This window comes from Pseudomonas sp. UBA6310 (assembly GCF_002438225.1).
GTDB lineage: Bacteria > Pseudomonadota > Gammaproteobacteria > Pseudomonadales > Pseudomonadaceae > Pseudomonas_O > Pseudomonas_O kuykendallii.
Map to the genome: position 1 here is coordinate 70,046 of NZ_DJTK01000053.1, position 18,822 is coordinate 88,867.

21 protein-coding genes and 2 tRNA genes are annotated in these 18,822 nt (G+C 65.7%); 14 read left to right on the forward strand and 9 right to left on the reverse strand.

What is annotated here, in order from left to right:
• Positions 1-39: 39 nt before the first annotated feature.
• The 5 genes from hisA to B3E91_RS12950 all read right to left on the reverse strand — a co-directional run bounded on the left by hisA (position 40) and on the right by B3E91_RS12950 (position 4,238).
• The gene (gene hisA / locus B3E91_RS12930) at positions 40-777 is read right to left on the reverse strand and encodes a 1-(5-phosphoribosyl)-5-[(5-phosphoribosylamino)methylideneamino]imidazole-4-carboxamide isomerase (protein ID WP_287029806.1); all 738 of its coding nucleotides are present in this window, start codon (positions 775-777) and stop codon (positions 40-42) included.
• Positions 778-850: 73 nt separating this feature from the next.
• The gene (locus tag B3E91_RS12935) at positions 851-1,114 is read right to left on the reverse strand and encodes a DUF2164 domain-containing protein (RefSeq protein ID WP_273232616.1); all 264 of its coding nucleotides are present in this window, start codon (positions 1,112-1,114) and stop codon (positions 851-853) included.
• Positions 1,111-1,749 (reverse strand): imidazole glycerol phosphate synthase subunit HisH, encoded by a 639-nt coding sequence (gene hisH, locus B3E91_RS12940; protein WP_287029808.1) that lies wholly within the window; start codon positions 1,747-1,749, stop codon positions 1,111-1,113. The genes B3E91_RS12935 and hisH overlap by 4 nt, the downstream gene beginning before the upstream one ends.
• The gene (gene hisB, locus B3E91_RS12945) at positions 1,749-2,342 is read right to left on the reverse strand and encodes an imidazoleglycerol-phosphate dehydratase HisB (RefSeq protein ID WP_090225550.1); all 594 of its coding nucleotides are present in this window, start codon (positions 2,340-2,342) and stop codon (positions 1,749-1,751) included. The genes hisH and hisB overlap by 1 nt, the downstream gene beginning before the upstream one ends.
• 243 nt (positions 2,343-2,585) lie before the next feature.
• The gene (locus B3E91_RS12950) at positions 2,586-4,238 is read right to left on the reverse strand and encodes an OFA family MFS transporter (protein ID WP_287029809.1); all 1,653 of its coding nucleotides are present in this window, start codon (positions 4,236-4,238) and stop codon (positions 2,586-2,588) included.
• A 246-nt stretch (positions 4,239-4,484) separates the two neighbouring features.
• Here B3E91_RS12950 and B3E91_RS12955 point away from each other — a divergent pair, with 246 nt between their 5' ends.
• The 14 genes from B3E91_RS12955 (at position 4,485) to B3E91_RS13020 (ending at position 15,994) form a co-directional block, all read left to right on the forward strand.
• Positions 4,485-5,591: an NAD(P)/FAD-dependent oxidoreductase gene (locus B3E91_RS12955; protein ID WP_287029810.1), complete on the forward strand. Its 1,107-nt coding sequence runs from the start codon at positions 4,485-4,487 to the stop codon at positions 5,589-5,591.
• 82 nt (positions 5,592-5,673) lie between these two features.
• Positions 5,674-7,890: an AsmA family protein gene (locus B3E91_RS12960; protein ID WP_287029811.1), complete on the forward strand. Its 2,217-nt coding sequence runs from the start codon at positions 5,674-5,676 to the stop codon at positions 7,888-7,890.
• Positions 7,887-8,954: an A/G-specific adenine glycosylase gene (gene mutY, locus B3E91_RS12965; RefSeq protein WP_287029813.1), complete on the forward strand. Its 1,068-nt coding sequence runs from the start codon at positions 7,887-7,889 to the stop codon at positions 8,952-8,954. The genes B3E91_RS12960 and mutY overlap by 4 nt, the downstream gene beginning before the upstream one ends.
• The gene (locus tag B3E91_RS12970) at positions 8,951-9,223 is read left to right on the forward strand and encodes an oxidative damage protection protein (protein WP_090225542.1); all 273 of its coding nucleotides are present in this window, start codon (positions 8,951-8,953) and stop codon (positions 9,221-9,223) included. The genes mutY and B3E91_RS12970 overlap by 4 nt, the downstream gene beginning before the upstream one ends.
• Before the next feature lie 88 nt (positions 9,224-9,311).
• Positions 9,312-9,387, forward strand: a tRNA-Phe gene (locus B3E91_RS12975).
• Positions 9,388-9,621: 234 nt separating this feature from the next.
• Positions 9,622-10,098 (forward strand): hypothetical protein, encoded by a 477-nt coding sequence (locus B3E91_RS12980; protein WP_273232610.1) that lies wholly within the window; start codon positions 9,622-9,624, stop codon positions 10,096-10,098.
• 326 nt (positions 10,099-10,424) lie between these two features.
• On the forward strand, positions 10,425-11,198 hold the full coding sequence (locus B3E91_RS12985; RefSeq protein WP_287029814.1) for an ABC transporter ATP-binding protein: 774 nt from the start codon (positions 10,425-10,427) through the stop codon (positions 11,196-11,198).
• A 16-nt stretch (positions 11,199-11,214) separates the two neighbouring features.
• Positions 11,215-11,967, forward strand: a complete 753-nt coding sequence (locus B3E91_RS12990; protein WP_090225537.1) for an ABC transporter substrate-binding protein — start codon at positions 11,215-11,217, stop codon at positions 11,965-11,967.
• 67 nt (positions 11,968-12,034) lie between these two features.
• Positions 12,035-12,730 carry an ABC transporter permease gene (locus B3E91_RS12995; protein ID WP_090225535.1) on the forward strand — a complete coding sequence of 232 codons (696 nt, stop codon included), beginning with the start codon at positions 12,035-12,037 and terminating at the stop codon, positions 12,728-12,730.
• The gene (locus tag B3E91_RS13000; protein WP_287029815.1) at positions 12,727-13,416 is read left to right on the forward strand and encodes an ABC transporter permease; all 690 of its coding nucleotides are present in this window, start codon (positions 12,727-12,729) and stop codon (positions 13,414-13,416) included. Before B3E91_RS12995 ends, B3E91_RS13000 begins: the two co-directional genes overlap by 4 nt.
• Positions 13,417-13,428: 12 nt before the next feature.
• Positions 13,429-14,658 (forward strand): methyltransferase, encoded by a 1,230-nt coding sequence (locus B3E91_RS13005; RefSeq protein ID WP_287029817.1) that lies wholly within the window; start codon positions 13,429-13,431, stop codon positions 14,656-14,658.
• Positions 14,659-14,700: 42 nt separating this feature from the next.
• A tRNA-Thr gene (locus B3E91_RS13010) sits at positions 14,701-14,776 on the forward strand.
• 236 nt (positions 14,777-15,012) lie between these two features.
• Positions 15,013-15,639 (forward strand): hypothetical protein, encoded by a 627-nt coding sequence (locus B3E91_RS13015; RefSeq protein ID WP_287029818.1) that lies wholly within the window; start codon positions 15,013-15,015, stop codon positions 15,637-15,639.
• 37 nt (positions 15,640-15,676) lie between these two features.
• Positions 15,677-15,994 (forward strand): hypothetical protein, encoded by a 318-nt coding sequence (locus B3E91_RS13020; protein WP_287029819.1) that lies wholly within the window; start codon positions 15,677-15,679, stop codon positions 15,992-15,994.
• Between the two features lie 46 nt (positions 15,995-16,040).
• Here B3E91_RS13020 and B3E91_RS13025 read toward each other — a convergent pair whose 3' ends face one another.
• The 4 genes from B3E91_RS13025 to B3E91_RS13040 all read right to left on the reverse strand — a co-directional run bounded on the left by B3E91_RS13025 (position 16,041) and on the right by B3E91_RS13040 (position 18,473).
• A complete protein-coding gene (locus tag B3E91_RS13025; RefSeq protein ID WP_287029820.1) occupies positions 16,041-16,454 on the reverse strand; it encodes a LysR substrate-binding domain-containing protein in 414 nt (137 codons plus the stop codon).
• A gap of 459 nt (positions 16,455-16,913) precedes the next feature.
• Positions 16,914-17,978, reverse strand: coding sequence for a UV damage endonuclease UvsE (locus tag B3E91_RS13030; protein ID WP_287029821.1), 1,065 nt, complete (start codon positions 17,976-17,978; stop codon positions 16,914-16,916).
• Between the two features lie 19 nt (positions 17,979-17,997).
• Positions 17,998-18,243: a hypothetical protein gene (locus B3E91_RS13035; RefSeq protein WP_090225529.1), complete on the reverse strand. Its 246-nt coding sequence runs from the start codon at positions 18,241-18,243 to the stop codon at positions 17,998-18,000.
• Between the two features lie 5 nt (positions 18,244-18,248).
• Positions 18,249-18,473 (reverse strand): DUF2188 domain-containing protein, encoded by a 225-nt coding sequence (locus tag B3E91_RS13040; protein WP_273230529.1) that lies wholly within the window; start codon positions 18,471-18,473, stop codon positions 18,249-18,251.
• Between the last annotated feature and the right edge of the window lie 349 nt (positions 18,474-18,822).

Consider the following 18,822-nt stretch of genomic DNA (forward strand, 5'->3'; position numbering starts at 1 on the left):
CGCGCAGCCCAGGCGGCCCGCGCGCCCTACCTCAACTATCTAGCCCTTGAAGCCGTCGCAGAAGGCCTGCGCCTCGGCCACGTCCAGCGTGCCTTCATAGATGGCGCGACCGGTGATGGCGCCAACGATGCCCGGCGAGCGCGCCAGCAGCAGCTTCTCGATATCGCCCAGGTTGTGGATGCCGCCGGAGGCGATCACCGGAATGCGGCTGGCCGCGGCCAGGGCGGCGGTAGCCTCGACGTTGCAGCCCTGCATCATGCCGTCCTTGGCGATGTCGGTGTAGACGATCGCGGCGACGCCGTCGGCCTCGAAGCGCTTCGCCAGGTCGACCACCTGCAAGGCGCTGACCTCCGCCCAGCCGTCGGTGGCGACGAAGCCATCCTTGGCGTCCAGGCCGACGATGATCCGGCCGGGGAAGGCGCGGCAGGCTTCGCCGACGAATTCCGGCTGCTTGACCGCCTTGGTGCCGATGATCACGTAGCTCACACCGGCCTTGATGTAGTGCTCGATGGTCTCCAGCGAACGGATGCCGCCGCCGATCTGGATCGGCAGGTGCGGGTAGCGCCGGGCGATCGCCGCGACCACTTCGCCGTTGACCGGCTGGCCCTCGAAGGCACCGTTGAGGTCGACCAGGTGGAGGCGCCGGCAGCCGGCCTCGACCCATTTCGCGGCCATGCTCACCGGATCGTCGGAGAACACCGTGGAGTCGTCCATACGGCCCTGGCGCAAGCGCACGCAGGCACCGTCCTTCAAGTCGATTGCGGGGATGATCAGCATGTTTGTTCCTTCTTCGAAGGCACGCCGGGCAAGCGCTTCGGCGCTGCGAACCCGGACGGCCCGGCAAGGGTAATCAGGGTTTCTCGAGCGCCCAGAGGTCGCTCTCGATGCTCTCGAAGCGGTCCTTGAGGTGCGCCTGCACGTCGAAGATCGCCTTGTTGTAGTAAAGCGGCGCCACCTCGCGGGCGAACAGATCGAGCACTTCCCGGGCTTCGAACGAACCCAGCTCCAGCTCGAAACGGTCCTCGAGAAAGCGCTTGAGCACCTCGACCGCGGCGCTTTCCTGGGCCGCGTCGAGTTGCAGGATCGGCGTTTTCGCCTTGCGTGCGGTGCTCACCAGCGGCCATCCCAGGCGGCGAAGTTCTGCAGCAATTGCAGGCCGTGGGTGTGGCTCTTCTCCGGGTGGAACTGCACGGCGAAGCGCGAGCCGTCGGCCAGTGCGGCGGCGAATTCCTTGCCGTAATAGCCGCGACCGACCACTTGGCGGGGGTTGCCGGCCTCGATGTAGTAGCTGTGCACGAAGTAGAAGCGGCCGTCGCCGGGGATGTTGTGCCACAGCGGGTGATCGACTTCCTGGCGCACCTGGTTCCAGCCCATGTGCGGCACCTTGAGTGCCTCGCCGTCTTCCTGCATGTCCTTGCCGAAGAAGCGCACCTGGCCGGGGAACAGGCCGATGCAGTCGACGCCGCCGTTCTCCTCGCTACGCTGCATCAGCGCCTGCATGCCCACGCAGATGCCGAGGAACGGGCGGTCGGCGCTGACTTCGCGGACCAGCTCGTCGAAGCCCAGGCGGCGAATCTCGGCCATGCAGTCGCGGATCGCGCCGACGCCGGGGAACACCACGCGGTCGGCCTCACGAATCACGCTGGCATCGCTGGTCACCTGGACGCGGCCGGCACCGACGTGCTCCAGCGCCTTGGCCACGGAGTGCAGGTTGCCCATGCCGTAGTCGATCACGGCGACCGTCTGCATCAGAGGATTCCCTTGGTCGAGGGCATCTGCCCGGCCATCCGCGGGTCCAGTTCCACGGCCATGCGCAGCGCACGGCCGAAGGCCTTGAACACCGTTTCGATCTGGTGATGGGTATTGGTGCCGCGCAGGTTGTCGATGTGCAGGCTGACCAGGGCGTGGTTGACGAAGCCCTGGAAGAATTCCTGGAACAGGTCGACATCGAAGCCGCCGACCACCGCGCGGGTGAACGGCACGTGCATCTGCAGGCCGGGACGCCCGGAGAAGTCGATTACCACGCGCGACAGCGCCTCGTCGAGGGGGACGTAGGAATGGCCGTAGCGGGTCATGCCCTTCTTGTCGCCGACCGCCTGGGTGAAGGCCTGGCCGAGGGTGATGCCGACGTCTTCCACGGTGTGGTGGTCGTCGATGTGCAGGTCGCCCTTGCACTGGATGTCCAGGTCGATCAGGCCGTGCCGGGCGATCTGGTCGAGCATGTGCTCGAGGAAGGGCACGCCGATGTCGAAACGGGACTTGCCGCTGCCATCCAGGTTGATCGAGACCTTGATCTGGGTCTCCAGGGTATTGCGTTCGACAGATGCCGTACGTTCGGCCATCACCAGCTCCGCGAAATCTCAGGGCGAAAGGGGCGACATTATAGGCCGAACGCAGGGTAGGACGACAGGCCGCAGACGCGGGCGCGTCTGGGCGGAAACGGCGGAGCGCGGAAAAGCCGTTTGCGATTCCGCGGGGCGGAGCCGGTCAGGATCTGAGCGGCTCCGCGCGCACCTCTGGCGCGGCGTTACGGCACCGCGCCTTCACTGCCCGCCGGAGGACCGACGCGCAGCAGATCGTGGCACTCAGCCGAACAGCGCCGCGGTTTTCTGCAGGGTCACCCAGACACCCCAGGCCAGCGGGATACCGACCACCAGCCAGGCGACGATCACCAGCGGCAAGCTCGACGGGCTGGCCGACCAGGCCAGTTCGCTGACCGGCGCGGACTTCTCGCCGTGGGCGCGCTCGGCGGCCAGTTGCTCGGCGCTCATGAAGTACTTCGGATTTACCGGGCGCACCAGCAGGTTGCAGATGAATCCCAGCACCAGCAGGCCGGCGAGGATGTACAGCGTGATGTCGTAGGCGGCGGCACGCTCGACGCCGATCGACAGCTGGTACTCGCGGATGTAGTTGACCAGCACCGGGCCGAGCACGCCGGCGACGGCCCAGGCGGTCAGCAGACGACCGTGGATGGCGCCGACCATCTGCGTGCCGAACAGGTCGGCGAGGTAGGCCGGCACCGTGGCGAAACCGCCGCCGTACATCGACAGGATGATGCAGAACGCGCCGACGAACAGCGCGACGCTGCCGGCGTGGCCGGACCAGGGCACCGAGGCGTAGAGCACGAAGCCGAGGGCGAAGAAGATCGCGTAGGTCGCCTTGCGCCCCAGGTGATCGGAAATCGACGCCCAGAAGAAGCGCCCGCCGATGTTGAACAGGCTGAGCAGGCCGGTGAAGCCGGCGGCGATCGCGGCGATCTGCGCCAGTTGCCCGGCGTCGAGGTCGCCGAAGCTGCCGTCGACACCCAGCAGGCGTCCGCCGAAGACTTCCTGCAGCAGCGGCGAAGCCATGCCGAGGATGCCGATACCGGCCGAGACGTTGAGGCAGAGGACGGCCCAGACCAGCCAGAACTGCGGGGTCTTCCAGGCGACGCTGACGTGCACGTGGCCGTGGGTGATCATCGCGTTTTCGCTTTTCTTCGCCGGCGGCGTCCAGCCCTCGGGCTTCCAGCCGGTGGGCGGGACGCGGTACGACAGCGCGCCGCCGACCATGAACACGAAGTAGATCGCCGCCATGGCGACGAAGCTCTCCCACACACCGACGCTGGTCGGGGTGGCGAAGTGGCCCATCAGGTTGGCCGCCAGCGGCGCGCCGACCATGGCGCCGCCGCCGAAGCCCATGATGGCCATGCCGGTGGCCATGCCGCGCTTGTCCGGGAACCACTTGATCAGCGTCGACACCGGCGAGATGTAGCCGAGGCCGAGGCCGATACCGCCGATCACCCCGGAGCCCAGCCACATCAGCCAGATCTGGTGGGTGTAGATGCCGAGGGCGGAAATCAGCAGGCCGCCACACCAGCAGACCGCCGAGACCAGGCCGGCCTTGCGCGGGCCCGCGTGTTCCAGCCAGCCGCCCCAGATCGCCGCGGAGCAGCCGAGGAAGATGAAGAACAGCGTGTAGATCCAGCCGAGCATGGAAATCTTCCAGTCGCAGTCGGCGGCGAATACCTGGGCGAAGAAGCCCATTTCCGGAGCGCAGGCGACGGCGCTACCGATGCCTACCGCTTTCGACAGCGGCAACCAGAACACCGAAAAGCCGTAGGCCATACCGATGCAGAGATGGATCGCGAGGGCAGCTGGCGGGACCAGCCAGCGGTTGAAGCCAGGACGGGCGATGGTGCGTTCCTTGGAGAGAAACGCTGGCCCGGCCTTGCCAACCGGCAAGGGAGAACTGCTCATGGGTAATTCCTATAGTTGTATGTGCAAGCAAGGCAGGAACAAGCGCGCGGAATTTACCACGACGCATGCGACAACTCACCGCACCGGCCGGGAAAATCCAGCGCAACCGGAACTTTCGCCCCGCCAGGCAGACGCATGCAGGTGGGCAACGCGCCATCATCCGTGATTGCGACCGCTCGGCCCTCACCGAATCTCGGCGACCTCACCGGACGACCGACCCGAACAGCCCTTCATGCAGCGAACGCCATGGATAGCATCGATACCCTGATCATTGGCGCCGGCGCCCTCGGCCTGGCCTGCGCCGCCCGTCTCGCCAGCCCGCATCACAGCCTGCTCATCGTCGAGCGCGAAAAGCTCATCGGCAGCCACACCTCCAGCCGCAATTCGGAGGTGATCCACGCCGGCATCTACTACGAACCGGGCTCGCTGAAGGCCGAACTCTGCCTGGAAGGCCGCGAGCGGCTGTACGCCTGGTGCGCCGAGCGCGACGTGCCGCACCGGCGAATCGGCAAGCTGCTGGTCGCCGTGGAGGACGCCGAACGCGCCAAGCTGGAGAAACTCGCGGCGAACGCCGAGGCCTGTGGCGTCGGCGACCTGCGCGAGATCGGCCAGGCGCGGCTGGCGGAGATGGAGCCGGCAGTGCGCGGCGTCGCCGCGCTGCTCTCGCCGAGCACCGGGATCATCGACAGCCACCTGTACATGCACTCCCTGCTGACCGCCGCGGAGCAGCAGGACGCACAACTGGTGCTCGATACCCGCGTCGACAACCTGCACCACGACGGCGACGGCTGGATCGCCAGCGGCGTCAGCGGCGGCGAGCCGTTCCAGATAAAGGCGCAGCGCGTGGTCAACGCCGGCGGCCTGTTCGCGCAGGGCCTCGCCGCCCAGACCGACGGCCTCGGCGCTGCGCAGATCCCGGCCCTGCACATGTGCCAGGGGCGCTATTTCACCTACGCCGGACGCTCGCCGTTCCAGCACCTCATCTACCCGATGCCGGAAGCCAACACCGCCGGCCTCGGCGTGCACGCCACCCTCGACCTCGGCGGGCAGCTGCGCTTCGGCCCGGACGTGCGCTATCTCGACACCCTCGACTATGGGGTCGACGAAGCCCTGCGCGAACCCTTCGCCACGGCGATCGGCCGCTACTTCCCCGGCCTCGACGCCAGCCGCCTGAATCCGGGCTACAGCGGCATCCGGCCGAAACTCTCCGGCCCCGGCGAGGCGGCCGCCGACTTCGTCATCCAGACGCCCGCGCAACACGGCCAACCGGGGCTGGTGAACCTCTTCGGCATCGAATCGCCGGGGCTGACCGCCAGCCTGGCGATCGCCGAACGGGTCGCCGCAGCGCTCTGAACGGTCGCGTTATACTGCAGGCCCTCCATGCGTGCGGCTGTTTTGCCGCACGCCTCTTCACCCCGACTACAAGGACTCGTCCATGAAAGCCCTCGGCAAAATCCTGGGTCTGGTCTTCCTCGGACTTCTGCTGCTCCTGGTCGCCCTCGGTTTCGCGTTGACCCACCTGTTCGACCCGAACGACTACAAGGACGAGATCCGCAAGATCGCCCACGACAAGGCCAACCTCGAGCTGACCCTCAACGGCGACATCGGCTGGAGCCTGTTCCCCTGGCTCGGCATCGAACTCCACGAGGCCACGCTGGCCAGTGCCGCGACGCCGAACGAGCCGTTCGCCGACCTGCGCATGCTCGGGCTGTCCGTGCGCGTGCTGCCACTGCTGCGCAAACAGGTGCAGATGAGCGACATCCGCGTCGAAGGGCTCAATTTGACCCTGAAACGCGATGCCCAGGGCAACGGCAACTGGGAACAGGTCGGCCACCCGGCGCCCCAGGCCAGCGGCGAGGCGACGACCTCCGCGCCCTCCTCCGACGCCGCCGAGCAGCGCGCCGAGGCGCCCGCCGAGCCGCTGAAGCTCGACATCGACAGCCTCAGCGTGAAGGACGCCCGCGTCGCCTATCGCGACGAGCGCAACGGTCGCGAGTTCAACGCCGAGAGCATCGAGCTGAGCACCGGTGCGATTCGCGAAGGCAGCGACATCCCGATCACACTCAGCGCCTTCTTCGGCAGCAACCAGCCGGTGATGCGCGCGCGCACCGAACTGCAGGCCGACCTGCGCTTCGACCGCGCGCTCAAGCGCTACCAGCTGGGCAACGCGCGCCTGTCCGGCGAGGCGTCCGGCGAGCCGCTGCAAGGCAAGACCCTTGCCTTCAGCGCGCAGGGCGAACTGCTCGCCGACCTCGCCGCGCAAATCGCCGAATGGAACAGCCTCAAGCTGACCGCCAATGGCCTGCGCGGCATCGGCGACCTCAAGGTGCGTGACCTGGAATCCGAGCCCAAGCTCAGCGGCGGCCTGTCCATCGCCGAGTTCAACCTCAGGGAATTCCTCGAAGGCATCGGCCAGCGACTGCCGCCCATGGCCGATGCCGGCGCGCTGAGCAAAGCCGAGCTGGCCACCCGCCTGACTGCCACCGAGAACAGCATCGCGCTGGACGACCTCACGCTGAAACTCGACGGCGGCACCTTCAACGGTTCGATCGCCGTGACCGACCTGGCCAAACGGGCCTTGCAGGTGCAGCTCAAGGGCGACCGCCTGGACCTCGACCGCTACCTGCCGCCCACTTCGAAGGACAGCAAGGCCGCCAGTGCCGCGCGCCAGTCGGAAGTCGACGGCAGCATCGCCGCCGCCGGCCGCGGCACCAGCGAGCTGCCGGAGAAACCGTCGCAGCAGGCCTGGAGCGCCGAACCGGCGCTGCCGCTCGACCCGCTGCGCAAGATCGATGCGAAGGTCGATCTCGACCTGGGCCTGCTGACCCTGGACAAGCTGCCGATCGCCAATGCCTCGCTCCGGGGCAATGCCAAGGACGGGCTGCTCGCCGTCGAGGAACTGCGCGGCGACCTGCATGACGGCCGTTTCGACGCCAAGGGCCGGATCGACGCGCGCCAGCCGGAAGTGCAACTCGCCCTGACCAGCCACATCGCGCGCGTGCCGGTGGAGAAAATTCTCCAGCGCAAGGGCGAGGCGACGCCGATCAAGGGCCTGCTCGACCTGAACGCCGACCTGCGCACCCGCGGCAACAGTCAGAAGGCCTGGATCGAAGGGCTGAACGGCACGGCCAACTTCAGCCTCAACGACGGCGTACTGGTCGATGCCAACCTCGAACAGCAACTCTGCATGGCCATCGCCACGCTCAACCGCAAATCGCTCTCCAGCGAGCCGCGCGGGCGAAACACGCCGTTCGAGCAACTCCAGGGCAGCCTGACCTTCCGCGACGGCGTGGCCAGCAACCCGGACCTCAAGGCGCGCATTCCCGGCCTGCGGGTCAACGGCGACGGCGACCTCGACCTGCGCGTGCTGGGCATGGACTACCGCGTCGGCATCGTCATCGAAGGCGACAAGGGCGAAATGCCCGACCCGGCCTGCCAGGTCAATGCGCGCTATGCCGACATCGCCTGGCCGCTGCGCTGCCGAGGCCCGCTGGAACTGGGCGCCAAGGCCTGCCGTCTGGACAAGGACGGGATGGGCAAGGTCGCTGCGCAACTGGCCGGCGACAAGCTCAACCAGAAGATCGAGGAGAAGCTCGGCGACAAGGTCAGCCCGGAACTCAAGGACGCGCTCAAGGGGCTGTTCAAGCGATGAGCCCCGAGCAGTTCTCCGCGGCGGTGCTCGACTGGTACGACCGCCACGGCCGCAAGGACCTGCCCTGGCAGCAGGGCATAACGCCCTACCGCGTGTGGGTGTCCGAGATCATGCTGCAGCAGACCCAGGTCGCCACCGTGCTGGAGTACTTCGGCCGCTTCATGCAGGTGCTGCCCAACGTGCAAGCGCTGGCCGAGGCGCCGGAGGACGAAGTGCTGCACCTGTGGACCGGCCTGGGCTACTACAGCCGCGCGCGCAACCTGCACCGCACGGCGAAGATCGTCGTCGAGCAGCATGGCGGCGAATTTCCGCGTGACGTGCTCGCGCTGGCCGAGCTGCCCGGCATCGGCCTGTCCACCGCCGGCGCCATCGCCAGCCTGAGCATGGGCCTGCGCGCACCGATTCTCGATGGCAACGTCAAGCGGGTACTGGCGCGCTACACCGCGCAGAGCGGTTACCCCGGCGAACCCAAGGTCGCCCGCCAGCTGTGGAGCGCCGCCGAGCGCTTCACTCCGCAGCAACGCGTCGGCAACTACACCCAGGCGATGATGGACCTCGGCGCCACGCTCTGTACGCGCAGCAAGCCGAGTTGCCTGCTCTGCCCAATGCGCGCCGGCTGCCGCGCGCACCTGCTCGGCCGCGAGACCGACTTCCCGACGCCGAAGCCGCGCAAGGAGCTGCCGCAGAAGCGCACGCTGATGCCACTGCTGAGCAACCGCGAGGGCGCCATCCTGCTTTACCGGCGCCCTGCCAGCGGCCTCTGGGGCGGCCTCTGGAGCCTGCCCGAACTGGACGATCTGCAGGCGCTCGAAGCCCTCGCCGCGCGGCATTTCCTGCAGCTGGGCGAACGTCGCGAGCTGCCCGGGCTGACCCACACCTTCAGCCATTTCCGCCTGGCCATCGAACCCTGGCTAGTGGAAGTCAGCAGCATGCCCCACGTCGTGGCCGAGGCCGACTGGCTCTGGTATAACCTCGCCACCCCTCCGCGCCTGGGCCTCGCCGCCCCGGTCAAGAAACTGCTGAAACGCGCCGCCGACGAGCTGAACGCAGGAGAAAGCCCATGACCCGCACCGTGATCTGCCGTAAGTACAAACAGGAACTGCCCGCCCTCGACCGTCCGCCGTACCCCGGCGCCAAGGGCGAAGAGCTGTTCAACAACGTCTCGAAGAAGGCCTGGGACGAGTGGCAGGCGCACCAGACCATGCTGATCAACGAGCGCCGGCTGAACATGATGAACGTCGAGGATCGCAAGTTCCTGCAGGCCGAGATGGACAAGTTCCTCTCCGGCGAGGACTACGCCCAGGCCGAAGGCTACGTGCCGCCCAGCGCCTGAGCGAAAACGTAAGCGCCCGTTCTGATTAAATATTTTTCTTCACCTCGCTTGACAGGGCAAAGCCAAATCCGTTTAATTGCGCCCCGTTGCCCAGGTAGCTCAGTCGGTAGAGCAGGGGATTGAAAATCCCCGTGTCGGCGGTTCGATTCCGTCCCTGGGCACCACCTTCCAGTTTCAGGCGGTGCTTGAATCAACTGAAACCATAAAGAACCGGCCCCAGGGCCGGTTTTTTATTGCCTGCATTTTGGGCTAGGGCAAATCCGATGAACGCGCCCGCTTTCGAAGCGAACTCCCCATTTCCAATGTGCCATTATTGGCGCCCAGAGAGCGCCGCCCTTCACATCACGGAACCCCTGCCGGCGGGAACGGCTCTATCACAGGCAACGTGGAGGTTTTTCATGCGTGTGGCATTGATGGTCGCTGGCTTCAGCTCATGCGCGGCGCTCGCGGAAGCGGGTGACGCTCAGAGCTTTCGCGAACTGACCCGCAAGTCCTGGGTCGAGTGCTCGTGGCGGGCCGATGCCTCCAGCATGCCGTTCGCCGGGACCGCCGCCCTCATCCGCACCCGCGACTGCGTGGAGCTCGCGACCCTCCAGGCCGAGCGGGACTATCGGACCGTCTCCGGCAGCCTGCAGTCGACCCTGAGGCCCTACTATTCGGCATGGCGGGCAGGGATCGGGGCCCTGACGCAAGTACCATACGCGTCGCGGACAGTCGCCGAGCGCTCGATCGGCGAGTCGTCGAAACGCCTCGACGAGGCCTGGGCCGCTACCGAGACCGCGCTGCAGAATCCCAGCCTCGGGTCCGAGGACCTGGCTGTGACCGAAGTTGGCGCCGAAACACCCGCCGATACCCAAACAGCCGAAAATCTCTGAACGCTACCAGGCGCGCTGGCGCACGACGGCAGCGCGACTACACCCATGGGAAGAACTCACCTCGTCCCCGCCCAAAATGCAGCAGCGTGGCGAAAAGTAGCGCACCAACAGAGGGCGCAGTGTTGTTCGGCGCTTTTCCACCCCAGCCCATTTGAGCCCAACCGCCGGCGAAAGGCATTGAAAATGCGACAGCATGTTTGCTTATCGCGACAGTCAACTTCATTGATGCGACAAGCGCGACAGCGTCCAGATTGGATCAAAGGTTGCAAGCTTGGCTGTCATCTCACCCCATGCTAGCTTGCACCCGACCACGAAGAGGACCCCCCATGGCCGAGGCCGCGCCCGCGCTTGAAGTACGCAATCTGCATAAACGCTACGGCGACCTCGAGGTGCTCAAGGGCATCTCCCTCACCGCCCGCGACGGGGATGTGATCTCGATCCTGGGCTCGTCTGGCTCCGGCAAATCGACCTTCCTGCGCTGCATCAACCTGCTGGAAAACCCGCATCAGGGCCAGATCATCGTTGCCGGCAAAGAGCTGAAGCTCAAGGAAGGCAAGAGCGGCGAGCTGGTTGCCGCCGACAACAAGCAGATCAACCGCATCCGCAGCGAGATCGGTTTCGTCTTCCAGAACTTCAATCTCTGGCCGCACATGAGCGTGCTGGACAACATCATCGAGGCGCCGCGCCGGGTGCTCGGACAGAGCAAGGCGGAAGCCATCGAAGTGGCCGAGGCGCTGCTGGCGAAGGTCGGCATCGGCGACAAACGCCACGTCTATCCGAACCAGCTTTCCGGCGGTCAGCAGCAGCGCGCGGCCATCGCACGCACGCTGGCGATGCAGCCGAAGGTGATTCTTTTCGATGAACCGACCTCGGCGCTCGATCCGGAGATGGTACAAGAAGTGCTTAATGTGATCCGCGCGCTGGCCGAAGAAGGTCGGACCATGCTGCTGGTTACCCACGAGATGAGCTTCGCCCGCCAGGTATCCAGCGAGGTGGTTTTTCTCCACCACGGTCTGGTCGAAGAGCAAGGATCGCCGCAGCAGGTCTTCGAAAACCCGCAATCGGCGCGCTGTAAACAATTCATGTCCAGCAATCGCTAACGGAGCTACGTCCCTCATGATGACTTACAAGAAGATGCTGCTGGCTGCTGCCGCCACTCTGGCGTTCGGCACCAGCGCTATCGCTGCCGACAAGCTGAAAATCGGAACCGAGGGTGCCTACCCACCCTTCAACCTGATCGATGCCAGTGGCCAGGTGGTCGGCTTCGACATCGACATCGCCCAGGCCCTCTGCGCGAAGATGAAGACCGAGTGCGAAGTCGTGACTTCCGACTGGGACGGCATCATCCCCGCACTGAACTCGAAGAAATTCGACTTCATCGCCGCTTCGATGTCGATCACCGACGAACGCAAGCAGGCCGTCGACTTCACCGACGCCTACTACACCAACAAGCTGCAATTCATCGCGCCGAAAGCCAGCACCCTGAAAACCGACAAGGCCAGCCTGAAAGGCAAGGTCATCGGCGCCCAGCGCGCGACCATCGCCGGTACCTGGCTCGAAGACAACATGGCCGACACCGTCGAAGTCAAACTCTACGACACCCAGGAAAACGCCTACCTCGACCTGGCTTCCGGCCGTGTCGATGGCGTGCTGGCCGACAAGTTCGTTAACTGGGAATGGCTGAAGAGCGCTGCCGGCAAGGACTTCGAGTTCAAGGGCGACCCGGTGTTCGACAACGACAAGATCGGCATGGCCGTACGCAAGAACGACCCGCTGCGCGAGAAGCTGAACGCCGCGCTCAAGGAAATCGTTGCCGACGGCACCTACAAGAAGATCAACGACAAGTACTTCCCGTTCAGCATCTACTGATCGGTCCGGACGGCGCGGCTTCCACCGCGCCGCTCCTCTGCCACGCTCTCTTGCATAGTTCCTTGCGATGACTTTCGACCTTTACGGATTCGGCCCGGCGCTGGCTGCCGGAACGCTGATGACCATCAAGCTGGCCCTGTCCGCCCTGTCCCTCGGACTGGTGCTCGGCCTGCTCGGCGCACTCGCCAAGACTTCCCCATACAAGCCGTTGCGATGGCTTGGCGGCAGCTACTCGACCCTGGTTCGCGGCGTTCCCGAACTGCTCTGGGTCTTCCTCATCTATTTCGGCACCGTCGGCCTGATGCACGCCATAGGCGAAATGCTAGGCCGGCCCAACCTCGAGCTGAGCGCCTTCGCTGCGGGCACCATCGCCCTGGGCATCTGCTTCGGCTCGTACGCCACCGAGGTATTCCGCGGCGCCATCCTGGCCATTCCCAAGGGCCACCGCGAAGCGGGCCTGGCCCTGGGCATGAGCAAGGCGCGCATCTTCTGGCGGCTGATCCTGCCGCAGATGTGGCGCATCGCGCTGCCCGGCCTGGGCAACCTGTTCATGATCCTGATGAAGGACACCGCGCTGGTCTCGGTGATCGGCCTGGAAGAAATCATGCGCCGCTCGCAGATCGCGGTGACGTCCAGCAAGGAGCCCTTCCTGTTCTACATGGTCGCGGCCTTCATCTACCTGGGCCTGACCATCCTCGCCATGATCGGCATGTACTTCCTCGAAAAACGCGCCTCGCGCGGCTTCATCAGGAGCGCGGCATGAACTGGGAAGTCATCATCAAATGGCTGCCGCGCCTGACCGACGGCGCGATCCTGACGCTCGAACTGGTCGCCTTCTCGGTGATCGCCGGGTTGATCCTCGCCTTGCCGATCGGCATCGCCCGCGCATCGCGGCACTGGTACGTGCGCGCGATTCCGTTCAGCTACATCTTCTTCTTCCGCGGCACGCCGCTGCTGGTGCAGCTGTTCCTCGTCTACTACGGCGCCGCGCAGTTCGACGCCGTTCGCCAGAGCGCGCTCTGGCCGTACCTGCGTGATCCCTACTGGTGCGCGGTGCTGACCATGACCATGCACACCGCGGCCTACATCGCGGAGATCCTGCGCGGGGCGATCCAGTCCGTGCCGCCCGGCGAGATCGAAGCCGCCCGCGCGCTCGGCATGTCGCGCGCGCAGTCGATGCTGCACATCATCCTGCCGCGCGCGGTGCGCATCGGCCTGCCGGCCTACAGCAACGAAGTGATCCTGATGCTCAAGGCCAGCGCCCTGGCGAGCACCATCACCCTGCTGGAACTGACCGGCGTGGCGCGGACCATGAACGCCCGCACCTACCTGCCGGTGGAAGGCTTCTTCACCGCCGGGATCTACTACCTGGTGATCACCTTCGTGCTGATCAACGCGTTCAAGCTGCTCGAGCGCTGGCTGCGCGTGGACGCCTGCCAGGGCCGCTGAGCCCTGCCGCCCATGTCCCTCATCCCCGCAGCCGTCCTCGACGGCGCCGCATTGCTCGAGCGCTTCCAGGCGCTCGATGCCTTCCTCGTCGAGCACCAGGCACTCTGGCGTCCCAAACCCTTCACCGAACGCCGGCTGCCCTGGGAAGACCAGCATCCGGCGCTGGCCAACTGGCTGCGCCGGCGCAGCCTCGATGACGCCGAAGCCGCGCATAACCAGCCCCACCACTTGCCGGCACCCGCGCCTTTCCCGGCTCTGGCGAAACGCTCGACGGCGCTCACCGAACTAGGCGAGTTTCCCACCGCGGAACTGACCGCGCGATCCCGCCTGGACGTCGACGTGCCGGGCCGCAAATGGCAACAGATCCACGCCTTCGCCAGCTGCCTGGGCTTCGACAGCGCGCCGCGCAGCTGGCTCGACTGGTGCGCCGGCAAAGGCCACCTCAGCCGCCTGCTGGCCAGCCAGGGCCAGCCGGTGTGCAGCCTGGAATGGGATGCGCAACTGGTGGATGCCGGCGAGCGTCTCAGCGCGCGCCTGCAACTGCCGGTCAGCCACCGCCATCAGGACGTAATGGCCGCCGACGTGCTCGCGCATCTGCGCGCGGACCAGGCGCCAGTCGCCCTGCACGCCTGCGGCGACCTGCACATCCGCCTGCTGCATCTGGCCAGCAGCGCCGGTTGCGGCCATATCGCCCTCGCGCCCTGCTGCTACAACCGGATCGCCGCCGAGCATTACCAGCCACTCAGCGTCGCAGCGGCCGGCTCGACGTTGCGCCTGTCGCTGGACGACCTGCGCATGCCCATGCAGGAAACCGTCACCGCCGGCGCCCGCGTGCGCCGGCAGCGCGACGAATCCATGGCCAGGCGCCTGGCGTTCGACCTGCTGCAGCGCGAGATACGCCAGCAGGACGAATACTTGCCGACGCCGTCGCTGCCACCGTCCTGGCTGAACAAGTCGCTCGCCGACTACTGCCGCGACCTCTGCGAACTCAAGGGCCTGCGCCTCGACCACACGCCCGACTGGCAGCGCCTCGAACGCTCCGCGTGGGAATGCCTGGCCCAGGTGCGCAACCTGGAACTGCTCCGCGCCCTGTTCCGCCGCCCGCTGGAGTGCTGGCTGGCGCTGGACCGCGCGCTGTTTCTCGAAGAACACGGCTACCGAACGCGCTTGGGCAGCTTCTGCCCACCCCAGCTCACACCGCGCAACCTGTTGATCCTGGCCGAAAAAAGGCACGCCTATTAGGTTTACAGCGGTGCGCCTGTCGCTATAATGGCGCCCCCAAATGCCGGTATAGCTCAGCTGGTAGAGCAACTGACTTGTAATCAGTAGGTCCCGGGTTCGACTCCTGGTGCCGGCACCATACATATGAAAGGCCTGCGAGAAATCGCAGGCCTTTTTTGTTGCCTGAATGGCCTTCGCGCGGGTTACAAGCAAGGCGTTGCCTGCTGGTCTGAAACGTGCCCATCACGGAGAGTCGGAGACTGGGCAGGGCCACTTAAGACTCGCATCGTCGGGTGAAAGCTCTGATCGTGTGGAGCAAGTTCTAGGACTGATAGACAATTCGAACTCACCTCAAACGCCTCATAAGGAACATGCATGCGTTACGTGATAGCCATCCTCGTCAGCGTACTTCTCTCTGCATGCGGTCACACGCGCATTGATTACATGCCAAGCGTGCGTGTAGGCGCCGATATCAAGCATTCAGCGTCTATCGTCGAGCAGGGTTTTTACGAGGACTACGGCAAGCAGAAGCCGGACTCCGCGATGGTGACCGAGGAGTTCATCGCCCTCTCCAATGGTTCGGTTACGAACGGAGTCAGCATCTCGCAAGCAGGGATTTACGGGCGTGCACTGGTGGGTCTTGGCTCGACGTACCTCACCACTCGCGAGATCAATCAGCGCATCTATTTCCGTTCCGTTGGCGATATCTGGGTCTACAAACATAACGGTCGCGAAAACCGCTATGCGGTGGTGATCAGGTCGACGGAGCAGACCACCGATAGGAGGGTTTTCTTTCGCTCCGAGGCGCGCGCGAAAGAGTTTGCCGATGCACTTGAGTACCTCAAGCAGACGCTCGGCAGGCCCGGTCAAGAGCGGGCTACCTCTGCCACCATCCCCACAGGCCCTGCCGAAAGCAGGCAGCAGAAACTCGACCAACTTACGCAGCAGAACCTCCCCTACGACGAGTACATGAAGCGCTATAAGGCGATCATGGCGGAGTAGCAACACATCCCGGTTCTCAACCAAGCAAGGAAGCTCCATGAACGATCTCCAGCGCGCAGCCGCAATCTGCCGGGCCACGACGCTCGCCGTCGCCTTTACCGCTCTATGCGCATGCTCAGTAATCGGCCCATACACGGCACATGAAAAAGAGCTGCTTTACAGGCCCGTCCCGAAAGACGCCGACCAGAAGTTGACGGAGTGCAACGTCCTGCGGGCGCACTACGACTGGTCCCTTTTCATCATCAAGCAGCGCGATGAAAACGGCTGGCAGGAAGGGCTATCTAAAGACGAAATTGTCTCGGACGCCTGGGCCGACTATCACAGAGCCAAACGGATCGGATGCAGCGGATGGTAGACCGACTGGAGGCCATTCCTTTTTCTTCACACGAGAACCCTTCACCTCACCGCCCAAACCCCTCAAAACACGTCCTCAGCGCCTCGATAAACAGCGCCACCTTGCGCGACTGCGCCGAGCGCAGGGGGTGGACGGCGTAGAAGGACACCGGGTCGGGCTCGAAGGCGTCGAGGACAGTGCGCAGGCGGCCCGTGGCGATGTGCGGTGCGACTTCCCACCAGGATTTCTGCGTCAGCCCCGCGCCGGCCAGTGCCCAGCTGATCGGTAGCTCGGAGTTGCTTGAAACCAGTGCGACTTCGATTCGCTCGGCCCGCGCATCGTCGCCGCGGCCGAAGCGCCATTCGGCGTGGAAATGCGCCTCCACCAGCGGCGCGATAGGACAGCGCCCGAGCGGGCCGGGCGTGGTCACCCGCAGCAGCCCGCCGGGCGGGCCACCAAGCTCCTGCAGTTCGGACTTCATCGAGGTGATCCTCGACGATGCGCGCCGCCCTCGGGCAGCGTCTGGCTGCGCGTGGTGCTGTGCAGCAGCCGGGTCTCCAGGCGCGCTTCGGGCGCACGGACGCGGTCGTTGACCACCGAGGTCGCCAGACCCAGATGGCGCGCGGCCGTCTTAGGGCGACAGCGTGCCGCTGCAGTCGATTTCCGTCGCCTATCGCAAGGCCTACACGGCGTTTCCTACGGCCAGGCGTTCGACAAGAACAGCACCAGCGAGCTGATCGCGGCGCACCTAGACGGCCCGGTGAATGGCGCCCTGAACACGGTTCCGGAAGTGCTCTTCATTGCCGGCGGGGTGACCCTGCGCAAGGCCGATCGCACGGTGATCGCCGTGTCGGGCGCCCCGGCGGCGACAAGGACGAAGCCTGCGCGCACCTACCAGGCCTCGTTCCAGTATGTCGCCCGCCCGAGCGGGTGCGCGCGCCTAGCCGCGCATCCGCAACTCGCCCGGTGCGGCCTCCTGCCCAAGGGACGCGAGGTATTCCTCGTAGAAACCCAGGGCGGCGAGGTTCTTATCCTTGGCCTCGATCATGATGTCGAAGCGCGGCAGGAAGCCCAGCGCGTAGGCGCTGGTCCAGCGATTCCACATCCGTAGGCTGTGGCCGTAGAGGTCGCGCCGGGGCATCACCTCCAGCAACGCGTCCATTTCCAGCTTGCGGTCGGCGTCGAAGCCCGCGTCCTGCAGGCGCTCCGTCGGCTGCGAGCAGTGCATGGTCGGGCGCACGCCGCGCCAGCTGTCGAGGATGCACGCGATGCGTGGGTCGTCCGGGGCGATGTAGTCGCCTTCATTGATCCAGCAGTGATGGATGTCCAGCACGACGGGGGCAAGGTCGGCCAGTTGCAGGCAGTCATCGACGCCGTAGGTCTTCTCCTCGTTCTCGAAGGTGATGCAGTGCCGCGCCACCGTCGACAACCGCGGCCAGACCGCGCGGATGCCCTCCCCGCCCAGGCGGCCGGCGATGTGCACGTTGCATTTGAAGTCCTGGAAGCGAACGCCGTAGCCCATCATGCGGATCATGTCGGCGTGGTACTCGAACTCGGCGAGGCTGTTTTCCACCACGCCCGGCTTGTCCGAGCCCAGCACGCAGTACTGGCCGGGATGGAAAGACAGACGAATGTCCGCCTGCCGCGCCAGCGCGCCGATGGCGGCGAAGCCTTCCTCGAGAACGCGCACGACGGCGGGGTCCCGGTAGAACGCCTGGCCGCGCGGATGGCTGTAGAACGGCAGCAGGTCGCTGCTCAGGCGCAACATGTGCAGGGTCGCGGGTAGCCCGGCGACGTAACCCAGCAAGCGCAGCTGCGCCTGGAGGTTGTGGGTGACGATGTCCAGCAGCTTGTCGCGGGCCACCTGCGGCGACACCCCGTCCATCCAGCGCAAGGTCGTGGTGCGCGGGTTGAAGCCCGCTTCGATCACCTTCAGCTCGGCGGGTGAAAGCTCGCGGACGGGATGTCGGAACTGGCAGGCGAAGCCGATTCGCGGGTGAGTCATGGCGAATCCGCGACGAGGTTCATGATCCGCGCGCCTTCTGTGCGGACGCGTTCTTGTGGCGCTCGGCGACCATCGGGTAGACCCGCTCGCCGGCGTAGGAGCCGTCGGCGTTGTAGATGGCCACCGAGGCGGTCTGGCCTTCGAGGAACCGCCCGACGATGCGCAGGATCTCCACCTTGCTGCCGGAGAACCGGCAGGCGCGTTCTTCGCCGTCGCGGACCAGTTCCCAGCCGTTGGCCGCGCGTCTTACCGAATAGCGATCCATGGTCGTCAACTCAGTACGGGGTTCGAGTGGGCGTATTCGGGGTACTCCCGCGCCTCCTCGAGGGTGTCGTCGCGGGTGAAGATCTTCACCGAAGCGGTCTTGCCGTCCAGGTAGGCCGGCAGCTCGGCGAGCATTTCTTCCTTGGTCAGGGTGCGCAGCACTGCGTCGTCGGAGCCTTCCGTGGCCATTTGCCAGCCCATGGGGGTCGGGGTGATGTGATAGGTGGTCATGGCGAGCCTCCGGGGGGGTTTATGAGTAGAACGTCCCGGCGCGCCACAGGTTTCGTTGCTGTCGCGCAACGCCGACGACAGGCCATCCGGCGTGGCATTTGCCAGGCATGCCGCGCTCCCGGACACTAGCCCGACCTGGGCGAGCGACCGCGAGCGCCCTCCCACCGGACCACGGAGCGCAGATGAGCAATGGCAAACAGGCAGCAACCCCGGACGCCCTCTGGGTGCAGATGTGCGAGGCCGCCGGCCTCGATCCGCAGAAGCGCCTGGACGCGCGCAACGCGATCCTCACCAGCCCGCAGGCGCAGGACTGCACGGTCTATCGCCCGGATCAGAACGACCTCGATGC